Raw genomic sequence first — 20,785 nt, 5'->3', positions numbered from 1 at the left:
CTGAACAACAGGTTATGAGGAACGGCGCGGCATAATCCGAACCTCGGCATTATGGATCACCTCATGGGCCAACGTCCCATAATAGCCTGCCGCATCGTGAAAGGTGGCAATCGGCGGCATGTGGATGTGATCTTTGGCGGGGCTGTAATAGGCGCGCGGGTCATCGCTGGTGAGGATCTCCGCTCCCGTTCGGCTGAAAAACGCCTCAAGCTCTGGATCTTCCGCCGTCCCAAGGTCGCGCGGGGCCTCGGGCCGGATGTAGTAATCCTCCGGCAAACCTTCGATCTGATCCGCATTGAACACACGATAGGCGCGCGCATAGGGAAGCTCTTCCTCGATGCCCAATTCGTTCTCTCTGGTGAACGTCCCGTATTTGACCACGGTCGACGACGTTTCACCTTTGCGGACTTGTCCGCCCAGCTCCTGCGCCTGTTTGTAGGTCATCCAGCGACTGGACACATAGCCATGCTTGGCCGCCATGACCCAGAGCATCAGGACATTAATCCCGCGATACTCATCGCCGTTGTGTCGGGTCGGCAAGGCAACGCCGGACGCGCTTCCGGTCCACGGCTTACGCCAAGGCGGCGTGCCCGCCTCGATTTCTGCAATAATGGTGTCGGTGACATGGGCATAAACATCAAACTTCGGTGCCATTTGTGGCCTCCTCGATCAAAGTGACGCGGGTGAGGCTTCCTGCCCCCTTCCGCCGATGGGCTGCGCCTCGGCCACCTGGTCTGACCGAATACGCATGTATTCGGCGGAACAGAGTGGGAGAGGGCAAAGCCCGACCCACGGCCCTGAACGGGGCTGTCAATCGGCCACATTTGCGAAGAAAATGTCTGCGCCAAAATCAGACGCCAGTTTGCCCCGCGAGGAATGACTCGCCCGCGAGACAGGGGAAATTGGTGGCTGATTTTGGGGATGGACTATGGTTGACCGCCACGGTCAGGGATGTTGGGCGGACCAAACAAAAGGAATGATGCCTGAACCGGGGTGAGCGGGCCAACGGCCCGTTGAGCCTCGGTGCAGTCTACTGGGAGATGTTGCCCGCGCGATTAGGCGTGGGCTCGAAACAAGACGAACATCAGCTTGGCGTGTCGCAACGACCTGTTGCGGCACTTCTGATCGTCAAACAGCCTTGGCGATGATCCGAAAGATAATCCGTGTACATAGGTTGAATTTGGGCTGTGAACACAGGCCGTTACGCGATACGTTTACAAAAAACCGTTCGAATTCAGGGCAATCTTTTGAAAATCATCGACAACATTTCTGTCCTCTTGGGAGATGAACTGAAAGCAGGGTCCGAAGCCGGTGCGAAAATACGGGTGGCGGCCAGTTGCTTCTCAATATTTGCATACGAAGCGCTGCGGGATGAATTGGAAAGTGTCGAAGAACTCGAGTTCATCCTGACAGATCCGACGTTCATTCCGAACGAAGCTCTCGGGCGTTCGAGGAAAGAGAAACGAGAGTTCTTTATCCCGAAACAGCTCAGGGAAACCGCGCTGTACGGCACAGAATTTGAAATTCATCTTCGGAACAAATTGACCCAAAAGGCCATCGCAAAACAGTGCGCGGACTGGATCCGGAGGAAAGCCACCTTTAAATCCAACGCTACTGACGCCCCGATGCAGCAATTCGCGACCATCGAAGCGCGCAGAGGAAACAAGGTTTTCTCGCCTATCAGTGGGTTTTCTGCCGTCGATTTGGGCTACCAGCCTGGCAACGCTGTTTCGAATTTTACGCATGCTTTCGAAGATGATCTGTCTGCAAAAACGTATCTTTCGTTGTTTGATCAGGTCTGGGCCAACCCCGCAAATGTTCAAGATGTGACGGATCAAGTCCTTCAGCACATTGAGGCCGTCTACCAAGAGAATTCGCCGCAAAGGATTTACTTCCTGATCCTGTACAACATCTTCAGGGAATTCCTTGAGGAGGTCGACGAGGATGTGCTGCCCAATGACCAAACGGGATACTTGGATAGCCTCGTCTGGAACAAGCTGTTCAACTATCAACGAGACGCAGCCACTGGGGTAATTAACAAGCTGGAAACCTATAACGGCTGCATCCTTGCGGACAGCGTCGGCTTGGGAAAAACGTTCACCGCGCTTGCTGTCGTTAAATACTATGAACTACGGAACAAATCTGTCCTGGTTCTCTGCCCCAAAAAGCTTGCTGACAATTGGCGCAACTACAACACGAACCTCAAAACAAACCTCTTTGCAGCCGACCGCTTCAACTATGATGTCCTCTGCCACACCGACCTCTCCAGAACATCGGGCGAGTCTCTGGGCATCCCCCTCGATCGGGTCAATTGGGGCAATTATGATCTGGTCGTCATCGATGAGTCTCACAACTTCCGAAACAACGACGTCTACAAGGATCGGGAAACTCGGTACCAGAAGCTGATGAACAAGGTCATCAGATCCGGCGTGAAGACAAAAGTTCTGATGCTTTCCGCGACCCCCGTGAACAACAGGTTCACCGACCTACGCAACCAGCTCGCATTGGCATACGAGGGGCATTCGGACACGTTGAGCCGAAACCTGAAGACCAAATCCAGTGTTGAAGAGATTTTCCGGAAGGCTCAAACCGCCTTCAATACTTGGTCAGAGCTCCCTCCAGCGGAACGCACGGCACAATCCATTCTCAGAGCGCTGGATCTTGATTTCTTTGAGCTCTTGGACTCGGTGACGATCGCACGTTCTCGCAAGCATATCGAGCAATTCTACGATACGGCCGACATAGGGCAATTCCCCGAACGAAAAAAGCCAATCTCCCATCACCTGCCGATCACGTTCCGCGAGGATGTCGTGGGGTTTGACGAGATTTATGGCGGCTTATCCCTTCTCAAAATGGCTGTCTACGCGCCGGTGAACTACATCCAACCGAGCCGCCTTAGGAAATATGAGGAGCTCTACGACACCAAGACAGAGGGCTCCAAAGGTACGTTGCGCCAGGCCGATCGAGAGCGAAGCCTGCAAGCGCTGATGACGACGAACCTTCTGAAGCGCCTTGAAAGCTCAGTAGAAGCTTTCCGCCTCACACTGGGCGCGCTCGACCGAAACATCGGTGCGATGCAGGATGCCATCGATCGCTTCGAAACCAGTGGCGGCAACGGCAGAATCGAAGACGTTTTCAATGACGTTGACAACTTGGACACCGACGATGATGACCTTTCGGGACTTGGCGAGTTCACCATTGGCAAGAAGATCCAGATCGACCTCGCTGATATGGATATCCCAACGTGGAAGGCTGATTTGGGGGGCGACCGCGAAATCATACAAGGTCTATTGACCGAGATGGAAAGAGTTGGCGTCGAAGAAGACGCAAAGCTGCAGCACCTGATTGACGTAATCAAGCAGAAGATGGCTACTCCCTTGAACCCCGGCAATCGCAAGGTTCTCATCTTCACCGCTTACGCAGATACCGCCGAATATCTCTATCGGCACGTCGCACCTGCGATGAAGGGCGCGATGGGGTCCGAGACGGGCATCGTCACGGGCTCAGGGAACCCCAAGACGACCTTGAAGCCTCACTACGATTTCCAGTCGGTTCTGACCCTCTTTGCCCCCAAGGCGAAAGAAAAGGCCCTGATCATGCCGGAGGTGCCAGAAGAGCTGGACATCTTGATAGGCACCGACTGCATTTCCGAAGGGCAAAACCTTCAGGACTGCGACTATCTGATCAACTACGACATCCACTGGAACCCGGTTCGCATCGTGCAGCGCTTTGGCCGGGTTGATCGGATCGGCTCACCAAACACCGCCATCCAGTTGGTGAACTACTGGCCCGACATCTCGCTCGACGAGTACATCAACCTCAAAGAACGCGTCGAAAACCGGATGCATATTGTCGATCTGACTGGTACCGGCGAAGACAACGTGCTGACGGCGAAAAGCAGCGATGTTGCCTACCGCAAGGACCAGTTGCAGCGCTTGCAGGAAGAGGTGATCGAGCTGGAGGATGTCAAGACCGGCGTTTCGATCACAGACCTGGGCCTGAACGACTTCCGCATGGACCTGCTGAACTACACCAAGGAACATGGCGATCTGGCGGGCCAACCCAAGGGCCTTCACGCCATCGTCCCGTCCAATCCCGCCAAAGGCCTGCAGCCCGGAGTGATCTTTGCCCTGCGCAACATCCACCCGGACGTGAACGTCAACCAGCAGAACCGGCTGCACCCCTACTACCTGATCTACCTCGACAATGACGCGAACGTCATCGCCGACCACACCGAGGTGAAGCGCCTGCTCGACCTGATCCGCGCCAGCTGCAAGGGGCTCGACAAGCCAATCAAGGCGCTCTGCGACGCCTTCAACGCGGAAACCAAGGACGGGCGCGAGATGGGCAAGTATTCCGAATTGCTCAGCGACGCGATCAAATCCATGATCGAGGTGAAGGAAGAGCGCGACCTCGATAGCCTCTTCTCCGGCGGGCACACGACGGCGCTGACCCACACCATCGCGGGGCTCGATGACTTTGAACTGCTCGCCTTCATTGTCGTGAGAGACCCGGCATGACGGCGCTCTACAACTACCCCAAAACCGCGCTCCTGAAACGTGTCGTGCCCAAAACGCGGATCTATGACCGGGTTCAGGCCAGCACCGCGCTCAAGGACAAATTCGTCGCGCAGGTCGATCAGATCACATGGCGCGCCAAGCTGGCCCCTGAAACGATCAACCTGCCTGCCACCAAGTCCGTGCCGGAAATACAGGTGTTCCGCGTCACGTTAAAAACCGACGCGGTGCATGACGATGTGCTCAAGGCCATCGACCGCGCCATCCCCTTTCCGATCCTGTTCGAACTGGAACAAGACGGCCAGATCCAGATCGCCGCCGCCCACAAACGCCCGTCAGAGGCGGACGCGGCCAAATGGGTGCTCTCGGACTATCTGCGCTCGGACTGGCTGCCTGCCGACACGCCCCGCAGCCCATTGCCTGTGGCGCTGAACCTTGGCGTGCTTTATGAACAGATCTTGACGGCGCTCATGCCGATTGTGCCGCAGACGGCGGAATCCTTGAGCGCGCGGATGGACCGGACGCACGCCCTCAAGACCAAAGAGCGTGAGATCAGCCAGCTAAAATCAAAGTTGAATCGCGAGACGCAATTCAACATTAAAATGACACTGCACGGCCAGCTGCGTGAGGCGCAGGCGGACTTCGAGCATCTGAAAAAGCCGGAATAGGCCCAAGAAAAGAACGTGGGGACGATTATGAGTGACGAGATCGAAAAGCTGAAAATGCACAGCCCTGACCTGACGCAGGACAACATCGCCAAGATCCGTGCGCTCTTCCCCGGCTGCGTGACAGAGGCGGCGGATGAAAACGGCAAACTGCGTCTGGCGGTGGATTTCGACCAACTACGTCAGGAACTGACGGACAGCATCGTCGAGGGCCCACAGGAACGTTATCACCTGAACTGGCCGGGCAAGCGCGAGGCGCTGATCACCGCCAACGCCCCTATCGCCAAAACCCTGCGCCCCGCGCGGGATGAAAGCGTGGATTTCGACACCACCCAGAACCTGTTTATCGAAGGCGACAACCTTGAGGCCCTGAAGCTGCTGCAAGAGACCTATCTGGGCAAGGTCAAGATGATCTACATCGACCCGCCGTATAACACGGGGAATGACTTTGTTTATGATGATGATTTTGCGGAAAGCTCTGAGAGTTTTTTAGATCTCTCACAGCAAACTGATGAAAACAAAAACAAGCTTGTAGCAAACCCAGAAGGATCTGGCCGCTTTCACTCTAACTGGCTCGACATGATCTACCCGCGGCTGAGGTTGGCCCGGAACTTGTTGACTGAAGACGGCGTGGCCTTTGTCAGCATTGATGACAGCGAAGTGCATAACCTTCGGAAGGTCTGTGATGAAATATTCGGACCCGAAAACTTCATCGACAACGTGATCTGGAAAAAGCGATATGGTGGGGGTGCGAAGGAAAGACACCTAGTTTCCATCCATGAGTATGCGCTGATGTACGCCCGCGATATCAATAGCGTGCCAAATCTCTATGTGCCTTTGGGCGAAGATTCCATCCAGCGTTACTACAAAAATCAGGACGAACACTTCGAGAAAAAAGGGCCTTATAGGACTCATCCACTTGAGGCCATGAAAAGCTTTGAAGACCGCCCAAATCTAAACTTTGGCGTCAAAGCCCCGGATGGCACTGAAGTATGGCCGAAACGCCAATGGCGTTGGAGCAAAGATAGAATGGAGCAAGCCCTCGCAGGAGGGGAGGTTCATTTTCAGAAGGCAAAAGACGGAGGTTGGACCTTATCTTCGAAGCAATACCTGAGGGACGAAACCGGGGAAACACGGGCGTCTAAGTTTTTCTCTATCGTCGATGGTGTCTATACCCAGCACGGCACAAACGAAATGGTAGACATCTTCGGCGACGCCCAAGTGTTTTCCTTTCCTAAGCCGACTGAATTTGTTCGAAGGCTCATTGAACTCATAACTGGGGATGACAAAGAGGCTATAATTCTGGACTTCTTTGCAGGATCGTCCGCCACCGCACATGCAAGCCTACTTCAGAATGCCCTTGATGCAGGAGCACGGCGGTTTGTAATGGTCCAACTTCCTGAAGAGTTGGATACTGAAAGTAGAACGCAAAAGGTCGCAGCAAAATTTTGCGAAGGCCTAAATGTTCCACTCAATATCGCCGAAATCTCCAAAGAACGCATCCGCCGCGCGGGTCAGAAAATCCTCGAAGGGGAGTGTCACCCCGATTGGAACAAGGATGTCGGTTTCCGCGTACTCAAGATCGACAGCTCCAACATGGCCGATGTGTTCTACACGCCGGATCAGACCTCTCAGGCGGACCTGCTGTCCCGGGTGGACAACGTCAAACCCGACCGCACGGCCGAGGATCTGCTGTTCCAGGTCCTGCTCGATTGGGGCGTTGACCTGACCCTGCCCATCCGCCGCGAGACCGTCCAAGGCAAAACCGTCTTCTTCGTCGCCGACACCGCCCTGATGGCCTGTTTCGACGATGGCATTTCCGAAGATCTGGTCAAAGAGCTGGCAGGCCACGCCCCCATGCGGATCGTGTTCAAGGACACAGGCTTTGCCAATGATCAGACCAAGATCAACGTGCGCCAGATCTTCAAAGCCATGTCGCCCGAGACCGAAGTAAAGGCGATTTGACCCCATGAAGATCAAGTTCAAGTCGCAACCCTATCAGACAGCGGCGGTCGAGGCCGTGGTCGATTGCTTCGAAGGCCAGCCCAACACGGCGGCCCAAGTCTATCGGATTGATCCCGGTGTCCGGGCGCAGATGCGCTCCGACGAAGATGGTTTTCGCAACGCCGATATTGCCATGCCTGCGAGCCAAGTTCTGGACAACATCCGCAAGGTACAACAGCGCCAGAACCTGCCCCTGTCCGAAAGCCTAAGCACCTTTGTCGATGACAAGGGCAAGCCCAAGAAGGCGAGCTATAAGGCGGGCGCGGCCATCAACCTCGACATCGAGATGGAGACCGGCACCGGCAAGACCTATTGCTATATCAAGTCCATCTTCGAGATGAACAAACGCTATGGCTGGTCCAAGTTCATCATCATGGTTCCGTCAATCGCGATCCGCGAAGGTGTGGCCAAGTCGCTGGAGATGACGGCAGAGCATTTCGTCGAAAGTTACGGCAAGAAGGCGCGGTTCTTCATCTACAACTCCAAGCGGCTGCATGAGTTGGAGAGCTTTTCCTCGGACGCCGGTATCAACGTGATGGTGATCAACGTGCAGGCGTTCAATGCGAGCGGTGCTGACAACCGGCGGATTTACGAAGAGCTGGATGACTTCCAGTCCCGCCGCCCCATCGACGTGATTGCCAAGAACCGCCCGATCCTGATCCTGGACGAGCCGCAGAAGATGGAAGGCACGGCAACGCAGAACGCCCTGCCCAAGTTCAACCCGCTGTTCATCCTGCGCTATTCCGCGACCCACAAGACGATCCATAACAAGGTGCATCGTCTGGATGCGGTCGACGCATTCAGCCAGAAGCTGGTCAAGAAGATCGAAGTGCGCGGCATTCAGGCCAAGGGTCTGACGGGCACGAACGCGTATCTCTATCTGGAAGGCATCCAGATTTCCAAAAGCGACCCTGTGGCGCGGGTTGAGATGGAGGTGAAGACCGGCTCGGGCATCAAGCGGGTGCTGCGGAAGGTTGAGAAGGGCCGCAACCTGTTTGATCTGTCCAAGGGGCTCGATCAGTATCGAGACTTCGTCGTCTCTGACATCGACGCGCGCGTGGACGAGGTGCATTTCACAAACGGAGCGGTTCTGAAGGCCGGTGAAGCCAGTGGCGACATCACTGAACGTGACATCCGCCGCATTCAGATCCGCGAGACCATCGCGGCCCATCTGGAGCGTGAAAAGCAGCTGTTCGCCAAGGGCATCAAGGTGCTGTCGCTTTTCTTTATCGACGAGGTCGCCAAGTACCGGGACTACGATGCTGAGGACGAAAAAGGCGAATATGCCCGTGTTTTCGAAGAGGAATACGAAGCACTGAAGGCCGAGTATCTTGGCGAGTTGCCCTTGGAGGATGAGGCTTACCGGAAGCATCTGGAGGGCATCGACGTCGGAGCGACCCACAACGGCTATTTCTCGATCGACAAGAAGGGCAAGCTCGTTGATCCAAAGGTCAAAGCGCGTGGTGAGTTCGCCGGTTTGACGGATGACGTTTCAGCCTACGATCTGATCCTGAAGGACAAGGAGCGGCTGCTTTCCTTCGAAGAGCCGACGCGGTTCATCTTCTCCCACTCCGCGTTGCGCGAGGGCTGGGACAACCCGAACGTCTTTGTGATGTGCATGCTCAAGCACAGCGACAACACCATATCGCGTCGCCAGGAGGTTGGCCGGGGCCTCCGCATTTCGGTCAACAAAAACGGCGATCGTATGGATCACGCGGCAACCGTGCATGACATCAACGTCCTGACCGTGGTGGCCAGCGAAAGCTATAAAGACTTTGTCGGCGGGCTTCAGAAGGAAATCGCTGAAAACCTGTCGGAGCGCCCGCGCCAAGCGAACGCCGAGTACTTCGAAGGCAAGTCGATCACGGTCAACGGCAGTGAAACCACTGTAACCAAGGACATGGCCAAACGCATCGAGCGGTATCTCGTCAAGAACGACTACATCGATGATAATGATGGCATCACTCAAGCGTATCATGACGCGCGTGAGGCGGGCACGCTGGCTGCGTTGCCCGAAGAACTGCTGGACCAACAGGAACAGATCCTGCAACTGGTCGACACCGTGTTCAACGGAAGCCAGCTCGAGAACATGATGGGCGATGGCCGCAAGCCCAAAGCAATCCCGCGAAACAAGAACTTCGAAAAGAAGGAGTTTCAGGAACTTTGGCAGCGCATCAACCGCAAGGCTGTTTATCAGGTCGAATTTGACTCCAATGACCTGGTCAGACGCTGCATCGATGCTTTGGACCGGGATCTCGTTGTCTCGCCACTGCAATACGTCGTCACCGAAGGCAAACTTTCGGATGAGCTGACTGAGGCTCAGCTTCGAACCGGAGCTGCGTTCAAGCAATCGGGTATACGCAGTGAGGAAAGCAGCTCTGCCCACTCGCTGGTTTCATATGATGTCATCGGCAAACTTGCCGAAGGAGCAGACTTGACGCGTGGGACGATCGGGAAAATTCTGACCGGAATGAGCGCTGCGAAGTTCTCGACGTTCCAGGCCAACCCTGAACAGTTCATCTCTGAGGCCTCACGCATAATCAAAGAGCAAAAGGCCACGACTGTCATCGAGCATCTGACCTATGATGCAACTACCGACAGATACGACACCGATATTTTCCCCGCGACCCAGAGTGGCACTGACCTGACGCAGGCTGTCGGGAAGTTGCGAAACCACATTTACGACTATGCTGTGGTCGACTCCGGGGTCGAACGAAAGTTTGTCGAAGACCTGGATACAAGCGATGAAATCGTCGTCTATTCGAAGCTACCGCAGGGGTTTCTCATCCCCACGCCTGTCGGGGACTACAATCCCGACTGGGCGATAGCTTTCAAAGAGCAATCAGTCCAGCACATCTATTTTGTTGCGGAAACAAAGGGCTCTCAGCCATCCCTCAAGTTCCGCGAGTTGGAACGCGAGAAAATCAAGTGCGCCAGAAAGTTCTTCGAGGAGATTGCGAACAGCGTCCCGAATGACCGGGTGAAGTATGATGTTGTGTCAGACTTTTCTGAGCTCATGTCTGCAGTTCGGGGCACTTAGCGATGCTTTGGAGATAGCCCATGTTCCGTGTTGATCTGAACCAAAACCGTTTGTCCCGCCTGTCCCAGAAACGCTTTTCTGAGTTGAACCTACGGGAGCGCGACCATTTGCAAGAGTGGCTGGCCAATCAACCTGACGCCCTAGGGGAGGAATTGCTGATCATTCAGAAGGAGTTCGACGGGTTTGATGAAACCCGTGAACGCCTGGATCTCTTGGCGCTCGACAAGGACGGCAACCTCGTTGTGATCGAGAACAAGCTTGATGACAGCGGGAGAGATGTGACGTGGCAGGCGCTGAAGTACACCGCCTACGTCTCGGGCCTGACCAAGACGCAGATCGTCGATATCTACCAACAATACCTCGACCGCTATGCGGGCGGCGGCAATGCGGCCGTGCGGATCTGCGAGTTCATGGAAGTCGAGGAGTTAGAAGAGACCGTCCTGAACCCCGGAAATGACCAGCGGATGATTTTTATCGCAGCCAATTTTCGGCGTGAGGTCACGGCAACGGTCCTGTGGCTCCTCAGCCGCGGAATTCGTGCACAATGCTTCAAAGTGACCCCGTACTCGTTTGGCGATGAGCTGATGGTCGATATTCAGCAGATTATACCGACGCCGGAAGCGGCTGACTTCATGATCGGGATGTCGAGCAAAGAAAACGAAGAGAAAGCCATCCAGGACACACAGAAGAAGCGGCACAAGCTGCGCTTGGACTTCTGGGAAGCGGCCCTTGAACAGCTGCGTGTCGACGGCGTTACACTTTACCAGAATATAAGCCCGACCAAGGATCATTGGCTCAGCGCAGGATCTGGGACCCGGTCTTGCCCCTATCAGATGATCTTCTCGAGAGATGAAGCGCGGGTCGAGATAAGCTTGCAGCGGTCAGAAACCGCAGAGAACAAGTGGCTGTTCGATCAATTATTTGGACAGAAAGATGCGATCGAGGCGGCGTTCGGTGCTGAGCTTGATTGGCGACGCATGGACGACAAAAAGGCAAGCCGCATCGTCTACGCTCAACCCTTTGACGGCTTCAATCGGGAAGCATGGCCCGAGATGATTGGTTGGCTTGCCGCTCATATCCAAAAACTGGAAGCGGCCTTCAGTGCCCCCCTTTCGCGCCTGAACCCTCAGGTTCGGTCTCAAGATGAAGCGACCTAGCTGAGGGTTAAGTTTCCAGAGATGTTGGCCAGGGCGGTGAACCCGCCCTGGCGCTGAGGTCACTCGGTGACCGGATCTTCATCGCGGCGCGGGAAGGCGACCATTTCGACATCGGGGAACATGCTGTGTTTGACATTGATCGACGTGATGTTGCCGCTGTCGTCGGTGTTCACGAAGAGGACGCCGCAGCGGTCCCAGAAGTTCTTGCCGTCTTTTTCGCCGGATTTGACGTTCAGTTTCAGAGTTTGAGTGGCCATTTTTTGATCCTCACTTTGAGTGTTTCGATGAACATGACCAAAGCTGGCACCAAGGGGCTGTCAGCGAGAAACTTGCCTCGCGAGGAATGCGCTGGCGCAGGGGAATTTTCTTGTTGAAGCGGGGCTTGCCCCGCGTCTGCTACGGCTGCCCGCTTATGTTCAGCAATCGGAAGCACGGCAGTGAGAACGAAAAACTGGCAAACCCAAAATACTGCTGCGTAACTTACACAAGCCTCAAAAGAACCAGAACTAGAGACCACGGCCTGGCCAACTGAAGCCAAAATGACGGACGTAGTATTTGTCATGCATGTACTTCAGATCGTCTTCCCAATCCGAAATCGCATCCTCGTAGCCGCGTGACTGCATTTTTTTGAAGTTTTTCGCTAGACCGGCAATGTGATAAGCGATTTTTCTAAGCCTTAAGGCAGACTTTGGTTCGCCCCACATTCGAAGCGCAGAAATCCCTTCGACTGGTGGAAGATGCCCTGAGAAGCAGCGGTCCAGGATTAACTGCCGGGTTGATGCTGGCAAGCCATTTGTTTTCCCGACCGTATATCCGAGCACTTTCAGAAAGCTTTCCTCAGCCCTCTCAAAATCACCACCACCATGTCCACTTCCAACATCTGTGGTTGGCCATTTGAAGGCTTCCGCCTCGGGCAAATCTCGGACCCTTCGCCTCCACTCCTTTTCGACAGCGGAAACAATCAAAAGGTGTTCGTTTTTCTTTTGGCCTGTCGAATTGGCTGCACGTGATGTGTTTGCCTTCCACAGGTTTAAGAGTTGCTCATTGTTTGACTTGGACAGGGAAGAGCGAATTCTTTTTCCGCTTTCGACGAGTGATGAAATCTCTCGCTTCTGACGAGCTTTTACTTGCCGCTTCACCTCTTCTTTTCTGCGAGCTTCTTTTGATTTCCCCTTTTCCAACCTCTTTTGGACTTCTTGCTCTTTGGCTGCCCGTTGTTGATCGAGATGCCGCTGCTTTCTAGCAGCAGTTTCGATAGTCTTTGCCCATGAATGAAAGTGTCGCTCGTAGATCAAGTCTATTTCCGCCTCGTGGCGGATGACGGTTTGCCCTTTGAAGGTCAGGCCGACCGTGAATTTCGGTCCTTCTTGCGGAGACCCGACCCACATTTCGTCTCTCATCACAGTGAAGAGGCGCACGAAAACCTGGTTGAAGATCGGATCGTCGCCAAAGCCGTGCAGTTCCTGATAAGCCTTACCGACAGCAACCCACTCTTTTGGCTGATCCGCCAAGCTGTTCAAAACAAAAAGCGCCAATTTTCGAACAGTATCGAGATTAAGTTCAAATTTGGATCTGCTCATTAGCATCCGCTTTCAAAGTATTTTAATTCGAGGCCAATGGATTTGCGTCCTCATCTCAAGAACCCCAGGCTGGCCGATCACCATAATTCACGCTCGCGCCAAATCCGCTTCCTCGTGCTCGAAGGCTGTCGCCATCTCCTTGATTTCCCTCTCAGGAGCCCCCAAAGCCCGAGCAACGTCACGCCAAGCCATAGTTGCTTCGGCTACCTCTGCAATGATGCGGTCTGCCTCGCCGCGTTCGAGAAGATAGGATTCATGTTGCGCACGGTGCAGGGCGATACTGGCATCCGGATTATCGTCATCAACGTAGCTTTTGAGCACGCGCGGTTGGTTCGGCACAGGGTTGATGTCGTAGGCCGGTGAAAGGTGCCAGCCGCCACGCCCACGCAGAAATCCATGATTGCGCATATGGTCATCGAGGTTCGTCACGAGAATGGAAAAAGCGACCCGCCGGTAGAGCTCCTCGCGGTCTTGATCGGGTGTGACGCTTTCCGAGGTGATAATGTCTGCCAGGTCCAAATAGCTGTAGCTTTCGCCGTCTTTGCCACCCAGCATTGCCATCGCTGAGATGAACGGGATCCTGCCATCGGCGTTCCGGTCAAACCGATGGGACAAGAAAACCGGCTTGTCGCCAGCCATCTCAAGCGTGTGGTCTGAAACCGTAATTCCAGCACGCCTTGCGAGCTCCAGTGCAATAGCTTCCCAGCGTTCCACGCAATAGGTGTCCGTCTCTTTCGGGAACTTGGCGACAGAAAGACGGCCGTGCTGGTCAAGAATGCTGGCCTTCGGCCGAGCACCGCCTAGGGAGCTTCCCGGCGCAAACAGCATTTTGAGGTCCTCAGCAGTCTCCTCCCCGCGCAGAACGCGCTGAGACGCATGAAGCAAATCTCCGAGGCTCACGAGCGCAGGCACGCCGATGCCCTCGGGTGCTTGAAACTCGCCATCAACCCTAAAGCGCAGCGCACCCAAACGGGTCTCGTCATTTACGCCAAGCAGGTAGTCGGTTTCTTGCAGTGTCCTCGGACGTCGCCCCTCGGCCTCTGCCATGCGCCCCTCAAAACGCCGCATCACCGTTCTGCCCCAAGTGTCAGGGGCAGAATCCCCAAGTGGTGCAAGCATGTCCTGCCCTGCTTCAGGCACGAATTGCCCTTTGACGAGAGGCATGTCCGGCGAAAGCCCGAAGGCATTTTCGTCGGCAAGCCAGTCGTCATGATAGGTAAAGGATACCCGCTCTCGGCCGCGCCCCGCTATGCGGTGGAGCGTGCCAACCCGTTTCAACCCCTTCCAGTCGATCCAGACCTCAACCATTTTTCAGTCTCGCACGCTGCGGGAGGTCATCCAGAGCCATCTGCTCACCGACCGGATCATCGATATCCCCCCAACCTTTCAAGAGGCCGAGCGCCTGCAGCACTGCCACGTAAGTGCCGATCTTGACTGCAGGGTTCCCGCTTTCGATCTTGGCAATGGTCTGCCGCGTTGTGCCAGCGCGCTGCGCAACAATCTCGGCGGTCAACTTGCGGCGCAGTCGCGCAACACGAATGTTTTCCCCAAGTGCCACGAGCTCCTTACGCGCCGCCCTGGGCATTTTGATCGGAACAGCCATAATGATATCTCCAAGCGACACTAAGCAACCCTATGTTAAGCTGAGAAAACATTAATGTCAATTTCCACCATTTAGCTCCATACCCCAACGCGGTCACACCAGTCACAACTTATGTTAACTCAGTATAACATTGGGCGCATTAAGGTTACCATTACGAAACACAACCCGGTCACCTTACCACACTCATTCAACGCGTCTGCTCGAACGAAGCGATTGCGTCGCCTCCTTCGAAAGTCATGCCTGCAGACCTGCCGCGCGAACCTGTTCGGGCGTTACCAGCTTTGATGTGACCAAACCCTAAATCTGCCATTGGATGACTTGGTGAAAGATCCCCATATCCCAAAAAGACACAGGCGGAGCTCACTCATCCAGCATCTCCAATGCCAAAGCAGCAATCCTCTGGAAGCCCTTCCGTCCAGCGACTTCGTATCCCTGAGCGGCATATGCCTTGCGCTTTGCCTTGAAGTTCTTGGCAGCTTCCTGCGACAGTTTGTGCGCTTCCTCAAGCTCGCTTCTGCCCATTTGATACGTCGAGCATGCAAACCTCATCTCGAAGATCGTTGCACGACCAAATTCTGCGGCAAAAATGGCAGGTGTCTTTCCTGTGTATGTTTGAAGCGTCGGGTTCGCGCCCACAGCAAGAAGAATTTCAAAACATCGATCAGCTCCGACTTTGGCTGCTGAATGCAATGCCGTCCGACCAAGCACATCTTGCGCATCGATATCCACATGACGGTCGACAAGTGCTTTGATCATGTCCACATCTTTTCGCTCGGCCGCTAGCATCAGCGCAGTCTGTTTCAAATAGTCTCGCGCATCCAAAACGTCTGTGGGTAGCAATCTGACCAGCTTCAAATGCGTTGCGGCCATCGAGTTGGCCAATTCAGAGGGTTCTTTGGGGATCCCGGAATAGGTTGGCATTTGCCGCATCACACGCACAAGATCCGGCACCATCTTTGATGTCACAGTGAAGAACGTGTCGCCGCGCACATCTCGCAACTTGCGCTTCAACTGGCCGCCAAACTTCTTTTTGAAGGCACGCACCTCCACCTCTGAAGCGCCGGAGAAAAGCAAATCTGCGTATGCACGAATGATCTCGGAATTTTCTTGAAGCGGTGCCTCGATTTCCACCCCTTCATACGGGCGAACAATGTTGCCCCAGAACCAAGCCGCGTGATCGGCGGCAGCCAACCGCATTGAATAATCGATCGGGCCTTCGCCGAGTTTCCAGCGAGCTGCATCTCGAGGCTGGACTGATTTGCAAAGAATTCGAAAACTTCGTTCTGCACTGGCACGGTTGAACGCATCCTGAGCAACAGCCAGTGAGAAGTTGAGCCGTGCGATATCCAGTTTCAGTGGACCGACGGATCGCGTCAAACAGAGCTCGAGAGCATTTTCGGCATATTGACGCGCTTCATTAAAATCACCCGATGACAGTGCGTTGAGGGCGCTTAGATAAGCAATATCTGGTTCAAACTCAGCGGTTCTGGGCAAGTGTTGGAGCTTTGCCAAACCTGCGGCGACACGGTGCTGACGACCAGAATTGCCGCCACTCCAAGCTAGCAAGATATTCTCGATAGCCCCCAAAACTGTACGGCGCTGTTCCAATAGGTCAAGATCCTGCACAGGCGGCGCAGGCGCTCTCAAGGTCACTTCCTTGAACATAACGGGCAAAGCATCGTCATGTGGCATCGCCTTGAAAATTTCGCTCAGGAAATCGGCCACCTGCTCAGCTGCCAGAAGCCTGCCAGATCGATCTGGAGTAATCGCACGAAACGCGCCTTCCTTTATCCACGATGGTAACGCCTCAACGAACGCCTGATCGGCCAAAGCTGGGTTGGTAGGGTCTGTCACGACTGTGGCCTCGTGGCTCCACCTAAAGAGCTCGATCAATTGCAACGCTTTGTTTCGTATAGGCTCCGCATCGTTCGGCGCAACACCCGGCGTCAAGTAGCCAACGAGATCCTTGTAAGCTTGCTCAATCGCGCGCGCCCAAAGCAATAATGAGCGAAGCTGCGCCGTGGACAGATGAGCTTCATCTGAACTCTTGTATGAAAATTGATAATCGTCACTGAACCACTCCATGATCCGGGAGATCGCTGGCGTTCTTCGGCCTGACTTCCAGTTGTCGAGGGTACGTCGTCTTTCGTCATCGTACTCCCCCCAAAGTCGATTTTGAGGGCCTTCAACCCGTTCAAGCCACCAAGTCAGTATTGCCTCGACTGGCAAGATCAAACGATTGGGGTTTGTAGGGTCTTGATGAGGCAAAAACCACAGGTCGTCTTCGGGCATCAGAGGCAAGAGCGGCTCATCCTGGCACCAAAAACCCCACGTTCTGCCAAGCGCAGGCGCAATGTCGAACGCAAGAAGCACCCAAAGCGCTTGCTGCGGAGTTGCCGAATATGTCCGTGTGTGAAGTTCCAGCGCATCCAGAATACCTAAACCTTCAGAAACAGGTTTCAGAAAGTCCAGCCAAAGTGTTGGAGATTGAGCGTTCTCTTGCCCAAATGATCGGCAAAGCAGATCAAGCAACTCGACGCTCCAGTCAGCCCCTTTTTCCAACCGCATCTCCGAGCTTGTATAGCGGCGGCGTTCTGAGTGCTGCCATTCCGGAGGGGAAAACAATGACACAAAGTATAGGAGTGCGGAGGTTGAAGTGGGAAGTTGGGTATTAGGCATAGCGTCGGACACGGTTACACCTCGGCCTGTTGTCGATGCAACCTGGACAGTTCTGCCTTCACGTTCCGGAACGCCCGTCGATCACTCGGCGTTCGGGAGAATACCAGCAATCCACCACCTGCCAAGAAAAGCTTGGCATGCTTCTTTCCGGAGACATACCGCGCCCCGGACTTCACTTCCTCTGCAATCACTTTGTTCAACTCTTTGTCTTTGGAATAATACACTTTGCACCTCGATAACGGGATGGCGGTACAACCACCATCCCAATCAGTTTTTCAGTAGCTTTCGTGGCGGTGCCTTTTGCAGCAGCTTTTGTGCATCCTGCACACGGCGGGCCGCAGGCTCCTTATTTTCCCTTGGGCGGATTGTTTCCGCGACCAGAACCAGATTTATTTCCGGTGGTGGACGGGCCGTTCGTGGGGCGTGGGTTTGACATATCGTCTCCTCTTCGGTGTTCGATTTTCCACCTCGCAACTGAATGTCGCCAGGCATATGAAAGAGATAATTGCAGCCGCCCCCATACGTGAGGAAATCGGGGATACAGTCGCAAAACTGATTTTATGGGCAGCGAGAATTGGTCGTAAGATCACGCCTGCAGACCTGCCGCGCGCACCTGCTCAGGCGTCACCAGCTTTGACGCGATCAAGTCCTCGATCTGCCGGTTGGTGATGTGGCGGCACAAGGGATGGCGCTCATGGATCCACTCGGCGAGGCTAGCACGCCCCTTGGCTTCGGCCTCTCGCGCTTTCTCTCGGTCCGCCTGCACCTGGGCAAGCCCCTTCTCCCAACGTCGCATCTTGAACCAGTTGTCTGAGAAGCAGACCTTGCTGCGCGTGTAGCCCTCGCTTTCCTTGGCATAGGCTTTGACCGCCAGCAGCAGGTCATCGGGCTCTACTCCCACCTTCAAGGCCGCAGCGATCAGGCGCAGACTGGTCCGCCGGTCTCGGATCCTGTCTTCAGGATAGGCCGCCAAGATCTTCTCCGCTTCAAGATCTTCAACCTCCTCCGCCGCCTCGCGCCTGCGCGTAGGTGGTTTATGGATGGTTTTAGGATGGTTTGGGGTCCACCGTGAACCCCCTACCCCGTTCACCGTGGACCCCGTACCGGGTTCAGGCTGGACGGGGTTCACAGTGACCCCCGTCTCAATGTCGGGCTCGGCCGTGGTTTCGAGCGCGGCCACGCGCTCCAGAACGATGCGGTAAATGACGGTGTAGCCATTCTTGCAGTGCCGCCGCCCCGTCTCAATCAGAATGCCTTCGCGCAGGAAGTCGATGATGGTGCGCTTGACCGTGCTCTCGCTGAGCTCTGTGTGGCGCTGGATGGTCCCCTTCGAACACCAGATACCAGAGCCATCGTCGCTCGCTTTGTCGGCTAGGAACATGATGATCTGCTTGCGCGCGGCGCTGCCAAAGCGGCGCTCGGCGCATTCATTTGCGATGCGCCAGCTCATGGTCTCACCGCCAATTGGGTTGAGGTTAGACCGGAAATGCCGTAAGCGTTGGGACGGAAATATTCTTCTATGCCGTTGAGGTGGGTGGCCGCCCCCTCAGCGGTTTTTCTTTGCCCTTTCGCCAGAGCAAGAGCCTGTGAAAAACCGTTTACCTGGGCCTCGTAACCTATTGAAAAGTGACCCTGAACGAAACAAGTCCGTTTACAATTTTTCCCTTTGAAATCAACGAAATTTTCCGGATTGCAAATCCGTGTACACCGGTTCGATTCCGGTACTCGCCTCCACTTCCTTTGATCTCAAAGAGTTAGCACCAGAAGACGGCAAGTGTGACACAAAGTGGAACACACCGCCTTGAAACTGTCGACCTATCTAAGCCTCTCACGCCACGGAGTTTTTTACTTCCGATGGCCGCTCCCTTGCACCGAAGTAGGCAAGCGACCAACCATCAAGATTTCGCTTCGTACTCGCTGCCCCGAACGGGCTGGCATTCTGTCACGCTATCTCGCATCTTGCGGGCAAAGCACCAAGGACAACGAAGCATTGGCAAGACTTCGACAAGACAAGATCAGAGAGTTGGTTAGGGAGTATTTTAAGAGCCAGCTGGCTCAGTACCTCTCATGGATGGACAAACGCGGACTATCTCGCAAGGCACTCGCTGAAGCGGAAAGTGAAATGCTTGATCACCAGAGCTACCTCGATATGGATCTACCCAGTGAGTTGTATCTACCGATCGAACGCTTCAAACGCAAAATGCGTGTAAGCGATGCAGATTGGTTTGACAGCCTACCCAATGCGCAAATCGAGCTCAGAAAGGGTCGCAGAGATATGCTCGCGCAGGTCTTGCAAGCCGCCCAGAGCGCCGAGCACTATTCTTTTGGCACCAACCCTACCGCTCTCCCCCGTGAAGCCCCGCAACACGCCCCTGAGGAGCTCGGAGCCCCTCTTGGTGACGCCGTCGCCGCTTATCTGGACAATAGCGCCCGAGAGACAAAGCAAGGAACTACAGAGCAGTACCGTGCCTACCTAAATGTCCTTGTTGAGCACTTTGGAGCTGAAATGAAGCTAGGTGGGATCAGCAAGCGGGATGCAGCCGAGTTCAAGGAGGTTGTCATGGCAATCCCGAGAAACCGGAACAAAAAGAAAGAACTGCAGGGCCTGTCTCTGCATGATGCAATTAAAGTGCAAGGATTGGAAAAGCTATCCGCTCGCACCGTGAACAGTTACCTGTCCTGCTTCCACAACTTCTCAAAATGGTCGGTTGCACACGGTTATGCATCGGAGGTGCTATTTGAAGGCATGAGTGTCTCCAAAAAGAAATCCAAGCAACAATACCGCAAACCCTTCTCCCAAGAGCGACTACGAACAATCTATTGCGCCCTGACCGATACAACGACCAAGCAATGCCCAACTGAAAGCCACAGATGGGGTGCCTTACTTGGCCTCTTTACTGGCGCACGGCTAAACGAAGTTTGCCAGCTTCAGACCAGTGACATTCAACAGGCGAAAGATGGTTCGTGGTACATTCATATTACTGACGAAGGCGACGACACCAAAAGCATCAAAACAGCTGCAGGGCGTCGTAAAGTTCCGGTCCACTCCCACCTGATCGAACTTGGATTTCTCGACTATGTCGGCACTCAAACTGACAGACAAAGGCTGCTGCCTGATTTCAACCTAAACAAAAAGGGAGGGTATGGCCGAGCTTTGGGCCGCTGGTTCAACGAGACCTTTCTCGTGCGCCTTGAAATCAAAGACAAAACCCGAGTGTTCCACAGTCTAAGGCATAGCTTAGTCACCGAGCTTGCTAGGTCTGATGTTTCCGATCCAATAATCCAGTGCATTGTAGGACATGAACGCAGTGGCGTAACCCAATCTGTATATTTGCGGGAAGGTTACTCGGTTAGCCAACTCAGCAGGGCTATTGAACTCTACCAACCTCACAAGACTTTATAAGCCACTGATATATATTATGGTTAAATTATAATTACTTGGAGTGGATTATCTTAGATAATAATCAGCATATCATCTAACAGTAGTATCCGTCCGGTGTCCCCGCTCTGACGGCGTGATGGAGTGCCTGCTAGATGTCC

13 protein-coding genes are annotated in these 20,785 nt (G+C 54.4%); 6 read left to right on the top strand and 7 right to left on the bottom strand.

Annotation, left to right across the window (positions count from 1 at the left end; genetic code table 11):
• Positions 1-12: 12 nt before the first annotated feature.
• Positions 13-654, bottom strand: coding sequence for an ArdC family protein (locus TL5118_RS05090; RefSeq protein WP_242601726.1), 642 nt, complete (start codon positions 652-654; stop codon positions 13-15).
• A 593-nt stretch (positions 655-1,247) separates the two neighbouring features.
• On the opposite strand from TL5118_RS05090, the gene TL5118_RS05085 reads away from it, so the two are divergent.
• Genes TL5118_RS05085 through TL5118_RS05065 form a run of 5 tightly spaced genes read left to right on the top strand, consistent with a single transcriptional unit; the run spans position 1,248 to position 11,383 of the window.
• On the top strand, positions 1,248-4,520 hold the full coding sequence (locus TL5118_RS05085; RefSeq protein WP_058260768.1) for a helicase-related protein: 3,273 nt from the start codon (positions 1,248-1,250) through the stop codon (positions 4,518-4,520).
• On the top strand, positions 4,517-5,185 hold the full coding sequence (locus tag TL5118_RS05080) for a DUF4391 domain-containing protein (RefSeq protein WP_058260767.1): 669 nt from the start codon (positions 4,517-4,519) through the stop codon (positions 5,183-5,185). The genes TL5118_RS05085 and TL5118_RS05080 overlap by 4 nt, the downstream gene beginning before the upstream one ends.
• Before the next feature lie 27 nt (positions 5,186-5,212).
• Entirely contained in the window at positions 5,213-7,147 is a 1,935-nt protein-coding gene (locus TL5118_RS05075; RefSeq protein ID WP_207383435.1) for a site-specific DNA-methyltransferase, read from the top strand.
• Positions 7,148-7,151: 4 nt separating this feature from the next.
• Positions 7,152-10,226 (top strand): type III restriction-modification system endonuclease, encoded by a 3,075-nt coding sequence (locus TL5118_RS05070; protein ID WP_058260766.1) that lies wholly within the window; start codon positions 7,152-7,154, stop codon positions 10,224-10,226.
• Between the two features lie 20 nt (positions 10,227-10,246).
• Positions 10,247-11,383: a DUF4268 domain-containing protein gene (locus TL5118_RS05065; RefSeq protein ID WP_058260765.1), complete on the top strand. Its 1,137-nt coding sequence runs from the start codon at positions 10,247-10,249 to the stop codon at positions 11,381-11,383.
• A gap of 59 nt (positions 11,384-11,442) precedes the next feature.
• Here the strand turns inward: TL5118_RS05065 and TL5118_RS05060 are convergent, their stop codons facing one another.
• The 6 genes from TL5118_RS05060 to TL5118_RS05035 all read right to left on the bottom strand — a co-directional run bounded on the left by TL5118_RS05060 (position 11,443) and on the right by TL5118_RS05035 (position 18,695).
• Positions 11,443-11,640 carry a hypothetical protein gene (locus TL5118_RS05060; RefSeq protein WP_035262952.1) on the bottom strand — a complete coding sequence of 66 codons (198 nt, stop codon included), beginning with the start codon at positions 11,638-11,640 and terminating at the stop codon, positions 11,443-11,445.
• 249 nt (positions 11,641-11,889) lie between these two features.
• Positions 11,890-12,963, bottom strand: coding sequence for a hypothetical protein (locus TL5118_RS05055; protein ID WP_058260764.1), 1,074 nt, complete (start codon positions 12,961-12,963; stop codon positions 11,890-11,892).
• Between the two features lie 87 nt (positions 12,964-13,050).
• Positions 13,051-14,271, bottom strand: a complete 1,221-nt coding sequence (locus TL5118_RS05050) for a type II toxin-antitoxin system HipA family toxin (RefSeq protein WP_058260763.1) — start codon at positions 14,269-14,271, stop codon at positions 13,051-13,053.
• Positions 14,264-14,566, bottom strand: coding sequence for a helix-turn-helix domain-containing protein (locus TL5118_RS05045; RefSeq protein ID WP_058260762.1), 303 nt, complete (start codon positions 14,564-14,566; stop codon positions 14,264-14,266). The genes TL5118_RS05050 and TL5118_RS05045 overlap by 8 nt, the downstream gene beginning before the upstream one ends.
• Before the next feature lie 360 nt (positions 14,567-14,926).
• Positions 14,927-17,128, bottom strand: a complete 2,202-nt coding sequence (locus TL5118_RS05040; protein WP_165590020.1) for an ankyrin repeat domain-containing protein — start codon at positions 17,126-17,128, stop codon at positions 14,927-14,929.
• Positions 17,129-17,831: 703 nt separating this feature from the next.
• The gene (locus TL5118_RS05035; RefSeq protein WP_058260760.1) at positions 17,832-18,695 is read right to left on the bottom strand and encodes a hypothetical protein; all 864 of its coding nucleotides are present in this window, start codon (positions 18,693-18,695) and stop codon (positions 17,832-17,834) included.
• Between the two features lie 351 nt (positions 18,696-19,046).
• On the opposite strand from TL5118_RS05035, the gene TL5118_RS05030 reads away from it, so the two are divergent.
• Positions 19,047-20,648 (top strand): site-specific integrase, encoded by a 1,602-nt coding sequence (locus TL5118_RS05030; RefSeq protein ID WP_058243093.1) that lies wholly within the window; start codon positions 19,047-19,049, stop codon positions 20,646-20,648.
• The last annotated feature ends 137 nt before the right edge of the window (positions 20,649-20,785 follow it).

The organism is Thalassovita autumnalis, assembly GCF_001458255.1.
Lineage (GTDB): Bacteria > Pseudomonadota > Alphaproteobacteria > Rhodobacterales > Rhodobacteraceae > Thalassobius > Thalassobius autumnalis.
This window is presented reverse-complemented; position numbering and strand designations above follow the sequence as displayed.

Bases quoted from the DNA above. Each gene is read 5' to 3' on its own strand.
- TL5118_RS05090 (WP_242601726.1), bottom strand. From the start codon at position 654: ATGGCACCGAAGTTTGATGTTTATGCCCATGTCACCGACACCATTATT.
- TL5118_RS05080 (WP_058260767.1), top strand. From the start codon at position 4,517: ATGACGGCGCTCTACAACTACCCCAAAACCGCGCTCCTGAAACGTGTC.
- TL5118_RS05075 (WP_207383435.1), top strand. From the start codon at position 5,213: ATGAGTGACGAGATCGAAAAGCTGAAAATGCACAGCCCTGACCTGACG.
- TL5118_RS05070 (WP_058260766.1), top strand. From the start codon at position 7,152: ATGAAGATCAAGTTCAAGTCGCAACCCTATCAGACAGCGGCGGTCGAG.
- TL5118_RS05065 (WP_058260765.1), top strand. From the start codon at position 10,247: ATGTTCCGTGTTGATCTGAACCAAAACCGTTTGTCCCGCCTGTCCCAG.
- TL5118_RS05060 (WP_035262952.1), bottom strand. From the start codon at position 11,640: ATGGCCACTCAAACTCTGAAACTGAACGTCAAATCCGGCGAAAAAGAC.
- TL5118_RS05055 (WP_058260764.1), bottom strand. From the start codon at position 12,963: ATGAGCAGATCCAAATTTGAACTTAATCTCGATACTGTTCGAAAATTG.
- TL5118_RS05050 (WP_058260763.1), bottom strand. From the start codon at position 14,271: ATGGTTGAGGTCTGGATCGACTGGAAGGGGTTGAAACGGGTTGGCACG.
- TL5118_RS05045 (WP_058260762.1), bottom strand. From the start codon at position 14,566: ATGGCTGTTCCGATCAAAATGCCCAGGGCGGCGCGTAAGGAGCTCGTG.
- TL5118_RS05035 (WP_058260760.1), bottom strand. From the start codon at position 18,695: ATGAGCTGGCGCATCGCAAATGAATGCGCCGAGCGCCGCTTTGGCAGC.